Consider the following 15301-nt stretch of genomic DNA (forward strand, 5'->3'; position numbering starts at 1 on the left):
ACGAAAGAATGGACGAAAGGAATGAAAAAAGCCCCGCCGTCTTGCGAGGGCGGGGCTTGAGCGCGATGGTCGCTAAATGGCGCGACCGATTAACGCGTGTCGTTTTTACCTATGTCATGGGCGGGACACAATTGACGCGCGCATGGCTTCGACGCTTTACGCGTATTCGGTCAGCGCGCCGCGCATCTTCTTCATCGCGCTGGCTTCGATCTGGCGGATACGTTCGGCCGACACACCGAACTCGTCGGCCAGCTCGTGCAACGTGGAGCCGCCCGAGCCATCGTCGGCCACCTTCAGCCAGCGCGCTTCGATGATGCGGCGGCTGCGCGGATCGAGCGCGTCGAGCGCGCTTGCGATGCCGTCGCTTTGCAGCCGGTCGCGCTGACGCGAAGCCAGCACGGCAGTCGGCTCACTATGCGAGTCGGCCAGATAGGCGATTGGCGCGTACGACTCCTCGCCGTCTTCGACCTGACCTTCGAGCGCGATATCGCCGCCCGACAGACGCGTCTCCATCTCCGCGACCTCTTCGCGCTTCACGTTCAGCTCCTTCGCGAGACCTTCGATCTCGTCCGGCGTGAACGCGCCAAGCCCCTGCTTGTGGCTGCGCAGGTTGAAGAACAGCTTACGCTGCGCCTTGGTGGTGGCGACCTTCACCATGCGCCAGTTGCGCAGGATGTACTCGTGGATCTCGGCCTTGATCCAGTGCATCGCGTACGACACGAGGCGCACGTTTTGCTCGGGATCGAAGCGCTTGACTGCTTTCATCAGGCCGATGTTGCCTTCCTGGATCAGATCGGCGTGCGGCAACCCGTAACCGAGATAGTTACGCGCGATGGACACGACGAGTCGCAGGTGCGACAGCACCAGGCGGCGCGCAGCCTCCAGATTGTCGTGTTCGCGCAATTCGGTGGCGAACTGGCGTTCCTCCGCCGGCGTCAGCATCGGAATCCGGTTGACCGCCTGGATGTAGGCGTCGATGTTGCCGAGGTGACCAGACAGCAGCGAGGAATGCGAGAGCGCCAGTGCACCTGCCGGAGCGGCCTTAGCCGACGACGGGCTCAAAGTACTCGGAAGGGTCATTGCATGGCTCACGTGTGAAGCTCCTTTGGAATCAGACAATAGCGTACTCAGTAAACGACTCCAGCGATGGATGTTAGCACTCGGATCTACCGAGTGCTAATACTTAGAGGTCGCAGGGGCATCCGAGTTCCCGAAAATCCTATTGAGTTTTGACTTCTGATAGCCATCATACGCTCTATTTGCCTTGCGCGTTGGACCTGTACAAAGTACCGCCAGGAGCGCTTGCAGGCTCATGTTTGACTGATATCGTCCCGTTTTAAGAGAATAATTGCTGTTCGTGGGGCATTATCTGGGAAATACTTGCTCTTGAATTCGTGCTTGGAATAAAGGGGGCGCTCGCTTAATACCCGGCAGTATGGGGGGCGGATGAACAGGCAGAATCTTGTGGTGCGTGGGCTTACTCTAAAAAGCACGTTTGCCGTTCTGCTGGGTGCGGCGGGCGCATCCCAAGCTGAGCAGTTCGGCGTGCAGGTGGCCGCCGGCGTCGGCGACCATCACGTCAGGACGCTCGATCTCGGCGTGGTCTGGGATCCAAACCTGACCTGGTGGGAGATCGGCGACTGGCATTTCGCGCTGCTCGGCGAGGCGCATGTCGCGTGGTGGCACACCAATGAAGGAAACGTTCACGACAACATCGGCGAGATCGGCGTGACGCCGGTAATCCGCTTCATCAGGTCGTCGGGTTCGGTGCGGCCATTCATCGAGGTGGGTGCCGGCGTCCGGCTGCTGACCAGCCCGCGCATTTCTTCCGACTTCACGTTGGGCACCTCGTTCCAGTTCGCCGAGATGGCGGGCGTCGGGTTGCAGTTCGGCGCTCGTGAGCAGTATGTCGCCGGCTACCGCTTCCAGCATGTCTCCAATGGCGGTATCAAAGAGCCGAATCCTGGTATAAATTTCAGCCAGCTATATTTGCAATATCACTTCTGACCGTGGCCGCCTGCGGCTCGCGGTGTTCGAGGGGCTCTGCAATGGCGGCAAAGATGATCGAAGCGATTCGCGGGCTCGAGCGAGAGCGTTTTCGCGCGATGGTCGATGGCGATGGGCAGTCGCTCGACACGCTGCTCGCGGACAACGTGAGCTACGTCCATACGAATGGCAAGCGCGAGACGAAGCGGCAGTTCATCGACGGGATCACCGCGGGGCGCCGTCGTTATCGGCAAATCGAGGTGCAGTCGCAGGATGTCTTGCCGGCCGGGCGCGAGACCTACGTCGTCACGGGCCGCGCGCTGATCGAGATGGAGGCGAATAACGGCGCGCTCCTGTTTCCGATTGCCTATACCGCGATTCACACGCACGAAGACGGGCAGTGGCGACTGATCGCGTGGCAGGCGACCCGTTGCGCGCTCGAGTGAGATTCTCATCGGGCGGGCGCGCCTCGTGAGCGCGTCTCCAGCGGCAGCGGAATGTGGGTGTGCACTCCGCTGCAGCAGGCTCGAGGCCCAACGCGAATTCACGCGGTCGCGCATTCGCCAGCTTTGTCGCGGCTGTTTGCGCCGTGCTCGTCCATATCGGCATCCGCGTCGCGCGCCTCGCGCGTGCCGCGCATCGCTACCTGTCCCGCATACGGATGCCGCGCCGCCACCGGAAGCCGCGTGCAGCGTTCCGCCACGCGCCTGATCGTCGCGAGATCCGAGAAATCCAGACCGCTGTCGATACCCATCGCGTCGAGATTCATCGCGACTGTGACGAGATCGACGTTGCCGGTGCGCTCGCCATTGCCGAACAGACAGCCTTCGATGCGATCCGCGCCCGCCAGCAGCGCGAGCTGCGCCGCGGCCACGGCGGTGCCGCGATCGTTGTGCGGATGCACCGACAGCACGATGCTGTCGCGGTAACCGAGGTTGCGATGCATCCATTCGATCTGGTCGGCGAACACGTTCGGCGTGGCCGCTTCGACGCTTGCCGGCAGGTTGACGATCATCTTGTGATCGCGCGTAGGCCGCCACGTTTGCGCGAGCGCGTCGCACACCTCGCGCGCGAATGGCAGCTCGGTCGTGTTGAAGGTCTCGGGCGAGTACTGGAAGGTCCAGCGCGTGCCCGGCCGCGCCTGCGCGTGTTCCTTGATGAGGCCCCGTGCCTTCGACGGCGAGCGCCTTGATCTCATCCTTCGACTGCTGGAACACGATGCGCCGGAACGACGGGCAGATCGCGTTGTACAGATGCACGATCGCGCGCGGCGCGCCTTCGAGCGCGTCGAACGTGCGTGCGATCAGCTCCGCGCGCGACGGCACGAAGACGTCGATCGTGACGTCGTCGGGAATGCGTCGCTCGTCGATCAGCTTGCGCACGAAGTCGAAATCGGCCTGCGACGCCGACGGAAAGCCCACTTCGATTTCCTTGAAACCGATCGCGACCAGCATCTCGAAGTATTCGAGTTTCTGCGCAGCGTTCATCGGTTCGATCAGCGCCTGATTGCCGTCGCGCAGGTCCGTGCTCATCCAGACGGGTGCGGCGTCGACCGTGCGACTCGGCCATTTGCGGCCGGTCAGCCGGACGGCGGGAAAAGGGCGGTACTTTTCAGCGGGATTGCGCAACATGGAGAGGTGCCTCATTCGTGGTGTCGTCGGCGGAGGGTGGGGACGTCGAGCGGTTGGCCGACTGTTCACGCATGCTCGCTGCGGATGCTGCCCATGCAACGTACACGTGATCCTCTCGCATCGTCCGCGCGGTAAACGGACGAATGCAAACGACGACAGGTTGTGGAGAACTACGACGGGGGTGAAGCGAAACTGCGGGAACTACGGGCAGGACCGCCGACGGCAACCGGAGCTGCCAGCGCGCGGCGCTACGCGAGACTTACGCCAGGTGTAGCGATAGGGGCCGCGCCAGGCGGCCGGAGATAATTCGGAGGGTGTTCGGAAGGGAACGCATGAGGCCAAATGTATGACGGCGTGCGTTGGCCTGTCAACCCGCGGCCGTCAGGCCGCCGTCTTCGCGATATCGACGATCAGCTCGACCTGCCGCTCGAGCGCGCCAGGCACCGGCGCTTCGCCGCGCAGCACGGCGTCGATCCAGGCGGCCGTGGTCGCCGCGTCGCGCGCTTCGGGCAGCTCGACTTCGGGCGCATCGGGCGACGAGCGCTCGTGCGGCAGCCGCGTCTCGCAGATGCCGTCATGCAGCCAGTCGACCTGCACCTGGCGGCGCGTATCGGCGACCGCCTCGCCTTCGGTGCCGCGCGCGAGCAGCGCACCGCCGACGGCCGCATCGGGATGCGTGACGAACAGCTGAGTGAGACTGTCGCGATACGGCGGATGCGTGTAGTTCACGAGCCGCAATCCCGCGGGCGCGAACGGCTGCAGCAGCTTCACGAGCGTATGCGTCGAATTGCGCACGCCCATGCGCCGGCGCAGCGCGAGCAGGCGCGCGAGCTTGGGCGCCAGGACGTCGATCGAGGCGAACGCGACGCGGCGCTCCGCAAGTCCAGCTTCGATCTGCGCGTGCGACTGCGCATGGGCGATGCGCAGATGTGTGAAGATTTCCGCGCTCGTCACCCGACCCAGATCCTCGGTGACGCCGTGTACCAGCACCGGCACGCCTTCGCGGGCGAGCAGCAGCGCGAGCAGCGGCACGAGGTTCGGCTGCTTGCGCGCGCCGTTGTACGACGGAATCGACACCGGCCGAAACGCGCCGTGCGGCAGCCGCACCGGCTCGAACGACGTATGCGCGGCGGCCAGCATCGCGGCGAGTTCGTCGGCGGTTTCGCCTTTCACGCGATACGCGAGCAGCACCGCGCCGAGTTCGAGATCGTCGACGCGGCCGTCGAGCATCGCGGTGTAGAGCGAGCGCGTGTCGTCGGCGGTCAGCGCGCGGGCGCCATTCGGGCCGCGGCCGATTTCCTTGATGAATCGGGCCCAGGGGAAGGAAGAAGTGGTATCGGTGGAGTCGGTCATCGTGCGCAAGAGGCGGGTGGCGTGCCGCGCCTGGCGGTTCGCTACGCCATTCGGGGAACAGTTCGGTGTGAGTATCGCATCTATGGCGAGCGGGCGAACAGCAACGAAGCGGGCACGCAGTGGCGCGCGACGGGCCGCCTGACACGCCTCCGCGCCGTGCCGCGGGTTACACTCGATGTTTCTCGCCGCCTCGGCGGCGCACATCGGAAAACGGAGAACGGGATGAGTTACGTATTTGCACCGGCACCGCAGGTCGCGGTGCCGGTCGTGGGGTCGGGCGAGCAGTTCGCGGTGCGCCGCATCTACTGCGTGGGGCGCAATTACGAGGCGCACGCGCGTGAAATGGGCCACGACCCGGACCGCGAGCCGCCGTTCTTCTTCACGAAGCCGGCCGATGCGATCGTGTACGTCGCGCCGGGCACGACCGGCGAATTCCCGTATCCGTCGCAGACCAGGAACGTCCATTTCGAAATGGAAATGGTCGCGGCGATCGGCGAGGGCGGCAAAGACATCCCCGTCGACCGCGCGCTCGATCACGTCTACGGCTACGCGCTCGGTCTCGACATGACGCGCCGCGACCTGCAAGGCGAAGCGAAGAAAATGGGTCGTCCGTGGGATACCGCCAAGGGCTTCGATCACTCGGCGCCGCTCGGCCCGATCCATCCGGCTTCGACGGTCGGTCACATCGGCAAAGGCGAGATCTGGCTGTCGGTGAATGGCGAGGACAAGCAGCGCGCGGATGTGTCGCAGCTGATCTGGTCGGTGGCCGAGACGATCGCGTATCTGTCGACGCTGTTCGAACTGCGGCCTGGCGACCTGATTTTCACCGGCACGCCGGAAGGCGTCGGCGCGGTCGTCAAGGGTGACCTGATGAAGGGCGGCGTGGACGGGCTCGGCGAGTTCAGCGTGCGCGTCGTCTGAGACGGCTTGCGTGCAGGTGGAGGAGGCAGACAACATGAAGCTCTACAGCTATTTCCGTAGCTCGGCGTCGTATCGCGTGCGCATCGCGCTGAACGTGAAGAACCTGTCGTACGACTACGTACCCGTGCACCTCGTGCGCGAAGGCGGCGAGCAGCTGAAGCCCGCGTATCGCAAGATCAACCCCGACTGCATCGTGCCGACGCTCGCCGACGGCAGTCATTTGCTGCCGCAGTCGCTCGCGATCATCGAGTATCTCGAGGAGACGCATCCCGAGCCGCCGCTGCTACCGAAGGCACCGCTCGATCGCGCGTATGTGCGCTCGGTGGCGCTGCAGGTCGCGTGCGAGATTCATCCCCTGAACAATCTGCGCGTGCTGCGCTATCTGAAGCACACGCTGCGAGTCGACGACGACGCGAAGGACGCGTGGTACCGGCACTGGATCGACGCGGGCTTCGCGACGCTGGAGACGCATCTTGCCGGCGACGCGCGCACCGGCAAACTGTGTTTCGGCGACGCACCGACACTCGCCGACGCGTGCCTGATTCCGCAGGTATTCAACGCGCAGCGCTTCAAGGTCGACACCGCAAAGTTTCCGACGATCCAGCGCATCTACGATCACGCGATGCAACTCGATGCGTTCGCGCGCGCGGCGCCGGGCGTGCAGCCGGACGCGGAGTGAGCCCGGGATCGCTGACACGTCGACGGTAGCTTGAAACGAAAAAAGGGCGCTCCGCGGAGTGCCCTTTTCCTTTGGTTCGCCGCGAGCGCCGCAACGATCACGCGATCAGCCGCCCAGTAGCGCGTCCGAGAACTCCTCCGCGCTGAACGGCTGCAGGTCCTCGACCTTTTCGCCGACGCCGATGAAATACACCGGAATCGGCCGCTGCCGCGCGATCGCCGCGAGGATGCCGCCCTTCGCGGTGCCGTCGAGCTTGGTGACGATCAGGCCGGTGAGCCCGAGCGCGTCGTCGAACGCCTTGACCTGTGTGAGCGCGTTCTGGCCGGTGTTCGCGTCGATCACGAGCAGCACTTCGTGCGGCGCGCCGTCCTGCGCCTTGCCAATCACGCGCTTCACCTTGCGCAGTTCTTCCATCAGATGCAGTTGCGTGGGCAGGCGGCCGGCCGTGTCGGCCATCATCACGTCGATCTTGCGCGCGCGCGCGGCGCCGACCGCGTCGAAGATCACCGCGGCCGGGTCGCCGCTTTCCTGCGCGACCACGGTCACGTTGTTGCGCTGGCCCCACACGGCGAGTTGCTCGCGCGCGGCGGCGCGGAACGTGTCGCCGGCGGCGAGCAGCACCGATTGGTCAAAGCTCTGCAGATGCTTCGCGAGCTTGCCGATGCTCGTGGTTTTGCCCGCGCCGTTGACGCCGGCAATCATCATCACGAGCGGATGCGCGCGGCCGAGCATCAGCGATTTTTCGAGCGGCTTGAGCAATTCGACGAGCAGTGTGCGCAAGGCGGTTTTGACCTGCTGGGGGGCCGTCAGGCGTTCGCTGCGCACTTTCTCACGCAGCGCTTCGAGCAGGAATTCGGTCGCCTCGACGCCGGCGTCCGACATCAGCAGCGCGGTTTCGAGGTCCTCGTACAAGTCCTCGTCGATCTTCGTGCCGACGAAAATGCCGGTCAGGTTCGAACTGGTTTTCGCGAGGCCGCTCTTCAGGCGCGTGAGCCACGAGCGCTTCGCGCCGGCGTCCTGCACGGGCGGTGGGACGATTTCAACGGTATCGAGCATAGCGTCTGGCGGCTCGGGCTGCGGCTCGATGATGGTCGTGGCCGCAGGCGGAACGGGGGGCGCGTTAGGCTCGATGGGTTCGGCGGGCGCAACGGGTGCGGCCTCGGCCTCGGGTGCCGCGCCGTCTTGCGCCGCTAGCGATTCGTCTGCGGCGGTATCGGACTCTTTCGAGCCCTTGAATCGTTTGAAAAAGCTGAACATGATCTGACGTATGGGAGAGTGCGCCGATGCGCGCAGCCGGCACGGGACCGGCGAAGCGGTGGGCAGCGCCGGGATGCGAAAAGGCGGGGCGCTGGCAGCCGCACATTTTATCAGGCGTGCTGCGGCGCGTCGTATTGGCCGCTCGGCCAGGCTGGACGCGCGCCACCCCTGTGGTAACGTGAGCGCTCCGGCCCGCGCGCATCGACGCCGCGGGCGTGTTCATCACCTAGCTGAAACTGCACGATACTGCATGCCTCGTTTAGCACCTTCACGCGCCGCTGGCGCTTCGTCCAAAAGTGGCAAACCGCATGCCATTCGCATCATCGGCGGCGACTGGAAACGCACGCCGCTGCCCGTGCTCGATCTGGACGGCTTGCGCCCGACGCCCGACCGCGTCCGCGAAACGCTGTTCAACTGGCTCGGCCAGCGTCTGGACGGCCAGCACTGCCTCGATCTGTTTGCTGGTAGTGGGGCGCTCGGCTTCGAGGCCGCGTCGCGCGGCGCCGCTCGCGTGCTGATGGTGGAGCGTCATGCGCGCGCTGCCGGCCAGTTGCGCGCAAACCAGCAGCGGCTCGATGCACGCATGATCGAAATCGCCGAGGCGGACGGCCTGCGTCTTGCGGCGAGTCTCGCGCCAGGCTCATTCGACGTAGTGTTCCTCGATCCGCCGTTCGATGCCGACCTGCTCGGCAAGGCGCTCGCGGTGGCCGTGCCGCTCGTGCGCGCCGGCGGCTATCTTTATGTCGAGGCCGGCGAAGCGCTCGAACCGGCCGCTCACGAGCCGCTGTCAGGCTGGGAACTCGTTCGGCAGGGCAAAGCGGGCGCTGTGCACTTTCATTTGCTGCAGCGCGAAAATAAGGAATAATGCGCGTTCCAAAAAAGGGCCGGGCGGTTTATCGTCATCCGCGCCGGTGCGAAATGCGTCGCCCGGACGTGCCCTTTTGTCTGAAGAGAGGAGAAGTCTCATGGTAGTCGCCGTGTACCCGGGCACGTTCGACCCGCTGACGCGCGGTCACGAAGACCTCGTTCGGCGCGCGTCGAGCATTTTCGACACGCTGGTGGTGGGTGTGGCCGACAGCCGTGCCAAGAAGCCGTTTTTCACTCTCCAGGAGCGCCTCGCGATTGCGCATGAGGTGCTTGGCCACTATCCGAACGTCCAGGTGATGAGCTTCAAGGGACTGCTGAAGGACTTCGTGCGGACCAACAACGCGCGGGTGATCGTCAGGGGGCTGCGCGCGGTGTCGGACTTCGAGTACGAGTTCCAGATGGCGGGCATGAACCGTTATCTGCTACCCGACGTCGAGACGATGTTCATGACGCCGTCCGATCAGTATCAGTTCATCTCGGGCACGATCGTGCGCGAGATCGCGCAATTGGGCGGCGACGTCAGCAAGTTCGTGTTCCCGTCCGTCGAAAAATGGCTGAAGGAGAAGGTCGCTTCGCTGGATCCGCAGGACGGCGCTCAGGGGACCTGAGCCTGAGTCGCGCGAATGCCGGTTTTGACGGATCAAGACCGGCCAGGCCTCGGTGATCGGCGCCAGGTGCATCGGTCGGCTGTTCCAAGTAATGTTGGCGAGCCGTATTGGCGGCGAACGTCAATCCTGTCGTTATGCACGGGCATCGGTGTATTCGATGGTTCGCGCAAGCTGCGATGTCAATGATGATGCGAAGAACAAGAATTGTCTCTTCATCGCAAACGGGGCGTTCATCAATAGTCACGCCGGCTTGTCAGGTTCCTACGGAACCCTATCCGGAAAACGTCACGGGCGTGGGCAATCGATATACCTTTGTCCAATTCGCCGAGTATGAACTGACGAAGCGCACCAGTACGGTACGATGGATTTCAACAGGGTGACAGGTGCCGCATACGTGGAATTGCTGGAGCGGAGCAACTAGACGGGCATTGCAAGAGGAATGAGGAGTTTTTCCTAACCGGATAGTGCCGGCTTAACCGAAGCAGAACAATGTCAGCTTCCCTTCGCAGCTTTCGTGAACGCCTCGGCAAGTTTGTCGAAGTGCCGGAGGGCCGCGGGCGTCAGCTCGACCTGTTTGCGGCGAGCGTCTTCGGTGTCGTTGAGCAGGAGCCAGCCCTTTTCGCGCATTGACGTGATACGGGCATGCAAGGTAGCCGGCGACCCCAGCGCACTTTGGGCCATCATGTCTCGAACCGACAGGCGTTCGTTCTTTTGCCTCATGCGAGCAACGAACTCCAGGATCTTTTCTTCGAGCGGATCGAGCGCGGGAAGTGCGGGAAGACCTCGCAGTGCTTCGGTCAATTGAAGAAATCGAAGATAGATATCAGCAGGGCGGCTCATGACCATCGCTCCAACGAAAACGCCGCTCACCCGAGCGCGGAAAGCGAACCTTGATGCCCTGCGACAACCGGGCTTCTCTATTTTATCTCCATGTCCAGCTTACGTTTGGGTGTGCTCCCGGTCGCGGGCACGGCCATCGCGTTCGCGCTGTCGCTCGGGATCAACCAGGAGGTCTTCACGCACATCGAGTTCCACGCGAACCATTTCTCTCAGGTTTGGCCGTTACAAAAACTATAACGATACAGTCGCGCGTTGCCAAGGTTCGTGCGGGTGATCAACTCGAGCCGTCGCTGGAGGACGATTGGCTGCTTTCCGAAGGCGGATTCAACCGGTCGATGCAAAACCAGGATCGTCGATCAAGTGGCGAAGGCTGTAGGGCGCTACGTGCTCGTAGAGGATCGGCCAATCTACCGCGAGTAGCGGAATCGTTGGGTCTTTCCGACACCAGTACGCAACAAACCGCGCCCAGCCCCCGAGAAACATTCCGTTGCCAGAACTCAGCAGACACGGAGGGCGAGCGACAGGCGGAACCAGCATCCGCGGCATTCCCGCCGCCAGGGTTTCAAGGGCGTCCGACGATTCGTGTGACGCCAGCAGACTGTCCTCGGTATCAGACAGGTATCGACGTACTTCTTCTGCGACGCATGTGCTGCGAAGTTCCAGGTAAGAGGCGCGGACTTCATCAAGTACTGAAGTGGGCACACACGAATAATTGGAGCCACCCAGCCTTTCCAAAGCAGCGCGCCTGACGAAGTCAGGAAGCGCCCCCAACCTTGTTTCGCAGCCGAGCAACGCATCTTGAAAGACGGGATAGCACGCGAGCCATGCAGCAGGCGGGCGGCCTACTGGTCGGCGTGCCGATAGCCACCGGTTCGTCCGGATAGCGCGTTCCGTTCCAGCCTGTTCTCTCAGATTCATCGCTATAAAAAGCATATCAATATGGACGCGGCTCTGCATGCTTGTCGAGCCGGGCATAAAGCTATACATGGGTTTTCGGTCGCGTCGCGCAGAACTTGAGGGCCTCGAGAAATTTTTTCCGTGAGCGTCACGATATCTGTGACCGAAAGCCTGCTGCTTGTGCTCGCGGAACGCCATACGGGCACGCTATGATGCATTCGGCAAAAGCAACCGAGGATGGCTCACCGCAATGTCTAGCTTACGTTTGCATTTTTGGTCGATCGCTGGGACCCTGATCGCGTTCCTGGCGTCGCTGTGGATCAATCAGGAGGTGTTTACGCACACGTCTTTCGTGCGAGGCGTCAACTGGATTTTCCTGCCGTCTGGTGTTCGGCTTCTCAGCACGTTGCTGGTTGGGTTCGATGGTGCACTCGGCCTGCTGCTTGCCGGACTGATTACAGACTTTCTGTACTGGTTTCCGCATGACCCGGTGCGTGCAATAGCAGGCGCTTTGCTTGGGTCACTGGCACCGTATCTGGTCTACAGGTTTGCGCTCGAGTATTTCGATCTGCGCGCATCGCTGACGAACCTGACGCCGAAGCGGCTGCTTGTTCTGGCTGTCGCCTATTCGGGAGCAAATACGCTGTTTCACCACCTGTGGTTCGCGCTGGCCGGTACGACGAAGAACTGGTTCGAAAGCTTCTTCACGATGTTTGTGGGTGATCTGGCCGGCGCGCTAATCATTCTGTACGTGATGAAGGCACTGCTGGCCTTGTTGCCGAAACAGCCCGGCAATTCCCGCGTGTCGAATGGCATGTTCAGCATCCAGTTGGCGTTGAACAGCGCATATGCCAACCAGTTTGCGACGAAGGCTACCTGGCCGAGAAGCGCAGCCGTCCATGATCCTGGCGTGGGATTGCACGGCCGTGCGGGGGCGAAAAAGCTATAATGTATTGTTTTCTCTAGCAAAGTTGGTGGCGGCATGGCCCTGATGATTACCGACGAGTGCATCAATTGGCCATCCTAAGCAATTTTCGTGCCAACCGTACTTAAAGGCTTCTAGCTTTGCCAATTGCCAGAAATTACCCTCTTGCAACTCAACTGCAACTCAGAGGGAAAAATGGCAACTTTCAGCCAACGCAATGGCCGTTGGCAAGTAAAAATTAGCCGAAAGGGATTTCCAGCGCAATACAAGTCGTTTTCGACAAAAGCAGAGGGCCAAGTTTGGGCTCGCTCAGTCGAAGCATCAATGGACGACGGAACGTGGGTCGATCCTGCCGGCACAACCGACATTACATTTTGTAATGTATTGGCGCGTTACAAAATGTCGGTCACACCGACAAAGTCCAGTAGGCGAAGTGAGGAATACCGCATCGGCAAAATTATGCGGCACAGGATTGCCGAGTACAGCATGCGCAATCTCACGACCAGCATACTTGCCGAGTATCGCGATCAACGGCTCAAAGAAGCGTCGAACTCAAGCGTCTGTCGCGAGCTGGCGACAATCAGTGCCGTGATCACGCATGCGCAGCGCGAGTGGGGGCTCAACATCAACAATCCGGCAAAGCTTGTGAAAAAGCCGCGATTGCCGCCTGGTCGAAACCGTTTGTTAAAACCAGCGGAGCTTGAGCGACTGTTGCATGAACTGAATGCAGAGCGACACGAGTTGCGGAGCAAATGGCTTGTGCCGCTCGCAAAGCTTGCGCTTGAGACGGCGATGCGACAGGGCGAATTGCTGTCACTGCAATGGAAGCACGTTGATTTCGAAGAGCGCACGGCCTATCTGCCGATGACGAAAAACGGCAAGGACCGCTATGTTCCGTTGAGTAGCGCAGCGATTGCAATTCTGGAAAGTTTGGACCGCGTGGACGAGCGTGTCATCCCGATAAGTCAGAACGTGGTTTTGTGTGCATGGCCGCGAGCATGTAAACGTGCCGGAATCGAAGACTTTCACTTTCACGATCTGCGGCACATGGCAACGAGCAATCTTGCAAAGAAACTGCCGAACGTGATCGAACTCGCGTCGGTGACGGGACATTCCAATGTGCAGATGTTGAAGCGCTACTATCACGTATCAGCAAGGGAGCTTGCTCAAAAGCTCGGCTGAGAATGAAACCGGACCTGCTTGTTGTTCGCGGAACGAGTTCGTGTACAGCGTAAACAACGGAAATGAAGCGAGAAGTTGTTGTCTGTGTAAGCCTCGCTCCCCGACCTTCCATTAAAAAACAAAGGGCGACAGCGAGACCATCGGATTTAAATTGGCTTAGCGTTGAGCTTTGCCAGTTGCTGTTGCAGCTTCTGCATCTTATGTTGGATGTCGGCGCGCTTGGCAGCGACCGTCTGGCGCTTGGCCGCTTTCTTTTGCGCGTCGATTCGCTGCTTCTCAAGGTCTGCGATTTCGTACAGGTTAGGCTGGGCCAGAATTTCTTGGTATCTCATGAGTATCGTCTCCATCGTTGTATGCCGGTATTTATGCGGCCGGAGACCGTGATCGACCCTCGGCGGACCTTCAAATCATCCGAAAGCGGCCGTTAGGCAGCAGGAAGATTTCAGGTGCCGCGACACGCTGCATTTTGATGCGCGTAAGCGGGAGGCTTCCATCAAGATCATTGGTATGATCACGCGCGGAACAAAAATATATCTAAAACTTGATGTCCCATGGACCGATGTGTCAATTACTCTAACCAAAACGTGGGATCGGAAGTAGACACCTGACAATAGATTACGGAGAACAGATGTACCGTGTGGATCAGACAAACAATCGCATAGTGAAGCTTGAGGAAGTGAAGTTTTCTGAACGGGGGTTGAGGGAGCGTAATCACCTGCAGGAGTGGCTCGCGAACAAACCGGACGCGCTCGGCGAAGACTTATTGATCATCCAGAAGGAGTTTGACGGATTCGACGATACTCGTGAACGTCTGGATCTGCTTGCGATTGACCGCAACGGTGGGCTTGTCGTGATTGAAAACAAGCGTGACGACTCGGGACGGGATGTCGTATGGCAATCGCTGAAATATGCGTCTTACTGCTCTACGCTGTCAAAAACTCAGATTGCGGATATTTTCCAAGAATACCTTAACGGTCGCGGCGAAACCCGGGACGCAAGGAGGACGATCTGCGAGTTTCTCAAAGAAGAAGATTTTGCTGATGTGGTGTTAAACCCCGGAAACGATCAGCGGATCTTTATGGTCGCAGCGCAGTTTCGGAAAGAAGTCACATCGACTGCGTTATGGCTTCTAAAGCACCGGATTCTGCTGAAGTGTTTCAAGGCGACGCTGTTCACTCATCAAGATCAGCTGTTCGTGAATGTAGAGCAGGTAATTCCACTTCCCGAGGCCGAAGAGTTGATGATCGGAATCGCTGATAAAGAAGTCGAGGAACAAAGCTCCGAACGTGGCAAGGCATACCGCTACGAGTTGCGCAACGAATTCTGGCATATGACGCTGGAGGCACTTCGCGAAGCGAACATCTCACTCTATTCTTCCGCCAGTCCAAGCCGCGATCATTGGCTCAATGCCGGCTCGGGACTCGGGAACGTCGCGTACACGATGATTTTCAACAGGGGCGAGGCGCGGGCGGAGTTCATCCTCGGCCGCGTGAAGGAAGAAAACAAGGCTGCCTTCGACTTCCTGCACTCGAAAAAGGATGTGTTAGAGGCGGAATTTGGTGAGCCCCTCTATTGGCGGAGAATGGATGACAACAAAATCTCAATCATAGGATGTGCGAAGCAATTCGACGCACACGTAAAGGAAAACTGGCCGGCAATCATCGAGTGGCTGGTGGACCATGTGCGGAGGCTTGAAAAAACCTTCCAACCGCTCATCCCGCAGTTGCGAACGGTCCTTCAGGAAAGCTATTTCGGGTAACTTCTTTGAGTAATGTAGTACGTCGCTACGTCTTCGCTAGCGCTCATCCCGATCGACGTACTTCGTTACACCATCTGGCTTGCTTGCGCTACGCCATCTTCTGTGTAACTACGTGCTTTACTAGTGAAAGACATTTAGTTCGTAAGCAGCTGGTCTTGCTTGCAAGCCAGGTGCGAGAACTAAATGCCGCATTGCTGCTGAACTTGTGAAGCAGCAAGGCTGCATTAGTTTGCGGTGTAACGGAAATCATTGGTTAAGAAAATTTAGATAAAGTTTTTCTAAAACCCCTTCGGAGTTCACTCGGAAATATGAGTGTTTGATCCTGGACCCCCCTTCTTTCGTTCTCATAGGGACTACGCAACCCTAATCTGTACCGCTATAGCTTTACCAGCAAGT

General features: G+C 60.3%; 14 protein-coding genes and 1 pseudogene. 9 read left to right on the plus strand and 6 right to left on the minus strand.

The genetic code is table 11. The features are described 5' to 3' along the window. Window positions 1-156 precede the first annotated feature (156 nt). Window positions 157-1092, minus strand: coding sequence for an RNA polymerase sigma factor RpoH (gene rpoH / locus OKW37_RS05925; protein ID WP_184026837.1), 936 nt, complete (start codon window positions 1090-1092; stop codon window positions 157-159). Window positions 1093-1446: 354 nt separating this feature from the next. Between rpoH and OKW37_RS05930 the strand changes: the two genes are divergently transcribed. After that, complete coding sequence (locus OKW37_RS05930) at window positions 1447-2007, plus strand: acyloxyacyl hydrolase (protein WP_429407560.1); 561 nt, start codon at window positions 1447-1449, stop codon at window positions 2005-2007. A gap of 41 nt (window positions 2008-2048) precedes the next feature. Then, a complete protein-coding gene (locus tag OKW37_RS05935; RefSeq protein ID WP_008921685.1) occupies window positions 2049-2432 on the plus strand; it encodes a nuclear transport factor 2 family protein in 384 nt (127 codons plus the stop codon). Between the two features lie 197 nt (window positions 2433-2629). Here OKW37_RS05935 and OKW37_RS05940 read toward each other — a convergent pair. Further along, window positions 2630-3617: pseudogene (locus OKW37_RS05940) on the minus strand (2-isopropylmalate synthase); the annotation flags it as partial. A 381-nt stretch (window positions 3618-3998) separates the two neighbouring features. Further along, on the minus strand, window positions 3999-4970 hold the full coding sequence (gene ybiB / locus OKW37_RS05945; protein WP_429407558.1) for a DNA-binding protein YbiB: 972 nt from the start codon (window positions 4968-4970) through the stop codon (window positions 3999-4001). A 222-nt stretch (window positions 4971-5192) separates the two neighbouring features. On the opposite strand from ybiB, the gene OKW37_RS05950 reads away from it, so the two are divergent. Both OKW37_RS05950 and maiA read left to right on the plus strand, forming a co-directional pair. Next, window positions 5193-5891 (plus strand): fumarylacetoacetate hydrolase family protein, encoded by a 699-nt coding sequence (locus OKW37_RS05950; RefSeq protein WP_090802924.1) that lies wholly within the window; start codon window positions 5193-5195, stop codon window positions 5889-5891. Window positions 5892-5925: 34 nt separating this feature from the next. Then, window positions 5926-6570, plus strand: a complete 645-nt coding sequence (maiA, locus tag OKW37_RS05955) for a maleylacetoacetate isomerase (protein WP_184062501.1) — start codon at window positions 5926-5928, stop codon at window positions 6568-6570. Between the two features lie 105 nt (window positions 6571-6675). Here maiA and ftsY read toward each other — a convergent pair whose 3' ends face one another. After that, window positions 6676-7827: a signal recognition particle-docking protein FtsY gene (gene ftsY / locus OKW37_RS05960; protein WP_429407555.1), complete on the minus strand. Its 1152-nt coding sequence runs from the start codon at window positions 7825-7827 to the stop codon at window positions 6676-6678. Window positions 7828-8077: 250 nt separating this feature from the next. Between ftsY and rsmD the strand changes: the two genes are divergently transcribed. Together rsmD and coaD are read left to right on the plus strand one after the other, a co-directional pair. Then, on the plus strand, window positions 8078-8692 hold the full coding sequence (rsmD, locus tag OKW37_RS05965; protein ID WP_429407553.1) for a 16S rRNA (guanine(966)-N(2))-methyltransferase RsmD: 615 nt from the start codon (window positions 8078-8080) through the stop codon (window positions 8690-8692). 100 nt (window positions 8693-8792) lie between these two features. Next, on the plus strand, window positions 8793-9302 hold the full coding sequence (gene coaD / locus OKW37_RS05970; protein WP_062125937.1) for a pantetheine-phosphate adenylyltransferase: 510 nt from the start codon (window positions 8793-8795) through the stop codon (window positions 9300-9302). Between the two features lie 492 nt (window positions 9303-9794). On the opposite strand, the gene OKW37_RS05975 is transcribed toward coaD, so the two are convergent. Further along, window positions 9795-10142 carry a winged helix-turn-helix domain-containing protein gene (locus OKW37_RS05975; RefSeq protein ID WP_184062495.1) on the minus strand — a complete coding sequence of 116 codons (348 nt, stop codon included), beginning with the start codon at window positions 10140-10142 and terminating at the stop codon, window positions 9795-9797. Window positions 10143-11217: 1075 nt separating this feature from the next. On the opposite strand from OKW37_RS05975, the gene OKW37_RS05980 reads away from it, so the two are divergent. After that, entirely contained in the window at window positions 11218-11988 is a 771-nt protein-coding gene (locus tag OKW37_RS05980) for a hypothetical protein (protein ID WP_260321299.1), read from the plus strand. 171 nt (window positions 11989-12159) lie between these two features. Continuing rightward, window positions 12160-13146, plus strand: coding sequence for a tyrosine-type recombinase/integrase (locus tag OKW37_RS05985; RefSeq protein ID WP_429407551.1), 987 nt, complete (start codon window positions 12160-12162; stop codon window positions 13144-13146). Between the two features lie 146 nt (window positions 13147-13292). Here OKW37_RS05985 and OKW37_RS05990 read toward each other — a convergent pair whose 3' ends face one another. Continuing rightward, window positions 13293-13478 (minus strand): hypothetical protein, encoded by a 186-nt coding sequence (locus tag OKW37_RS05990; RefSeq protein WP_429407550.1) that lies wholly within the window; start codon window positions 13476-13478, stop codon window positions 13293-13295. A gap of 296 nt (window positions 13479-13774) precedes the next feature. On the opposite strand from OKW37_RS05990, the gene OKW37_RS05995 reads away from it, so the two are divergent. Then, entirely contained in the window at window positions 13775-14905 is a 1131-nt protein-coding gene (locus tag OKW37_RS05995; RefSeq protein WP_429407548.1) for a DUF4268 domain-containing protein, read from the plus strand. Window positions 14906-15301 lie beyond the last annotated feature (396 nt).

The sequence above is a fragment of the Paraburkholderia sp. MM5482-R2 genome, assembly GCF_050436125.1.
Classification (GTDB): Bacteria; Pseudomonadota; Gammaproteobacteria; order Burkholderiales; family Burkholderiaceae; genus Paraburkholderia; species Paraburkholderia tuberum.

Bases quoted from the DNA above. Each gene is read 5' to 3' on its own strand.
- OKW37_RS05930 (WP_429407560.1), top strand. From the start codon at position 1,447: ATGAACAGGCAGAATCTTGTGGTGCGTGGGCTTACTCTAAAAAGCACG.
- OKW37_RS05935 (WP_008921685.1), top strand. From the start codon at position 2,049: ATGGCGGCAAAGATGATCGAAGCGATTCGCGGGCTCGAGCGAGAGCGT.
- ybiB (WP_429407558.1), bottom strand. From the start codon at position 4,970: ATGACCGACTCCACCGATACCACTTCTTCCTTCCCCTGGGCCCGATTC.
- OKW37_RS05950 (WP_090802924.1), top strand. From the start codon at position 5,193: ATGAGTTACGTATTTGCACCGGCACCGCAGGTCGCGGTGCCGGTCGTG.
- maiA (WP_184062501.1), top strand. From the start codon at position 5,926: ATGAAGCTCTACAGCTATTTCCGTAGCTCGGCGTCGTATCGCGTGCGC.
- ftsY (WP_429407555.1), bottom strand. From the start codon at position 7,827: ATGTTCAGCTTTTTCAAACGATTCAAGGGCTCGAAAGAGTCCGATACC.
- rsmD (WP_429407553.1), top strand. From the start codon at position 8,078: ATGCCTCGTTTAGCACCTTCACGCGCCGCTGGCGCTTCGTCCAAAAGT.
- coaD (WP_062125937.1), top strand. From the start codon at position 8,793: ATGGTAGTCGCCGTGTACCCGGGCACGTTCGACCCGCTGACGCGCGGT.
- OKW37_RS05975 (WP_184062495.1), bottom strand. From the start codon at position 10,142: ATGAGCCGCCCTGCTGATATCTATCTTCGATTTCTTCAATTGACCGAA.
- OKW37_RS05985 (WP_429407551.1), top strand. From the start codon at position 12,160: ATGGCAACTTTCAGCCAACGCAATGGCCGTTGGCAAGTAAAAATTAGC.
- OKW37_RS05990 (WP_429407550.1), bottom strand. From the start codon at position 13,478: ATGAGATACCAAGAAATTCTGGCCCAGCCTAACCTGTACGAAATCGCA.
- OKW37_RS05995 (WP_429407548.1), top strand. From the start codon at position 13,775: ATGTACCGTGTGGATCAGACAAACAATCGCATAGTGAAGCTTGAGGAA.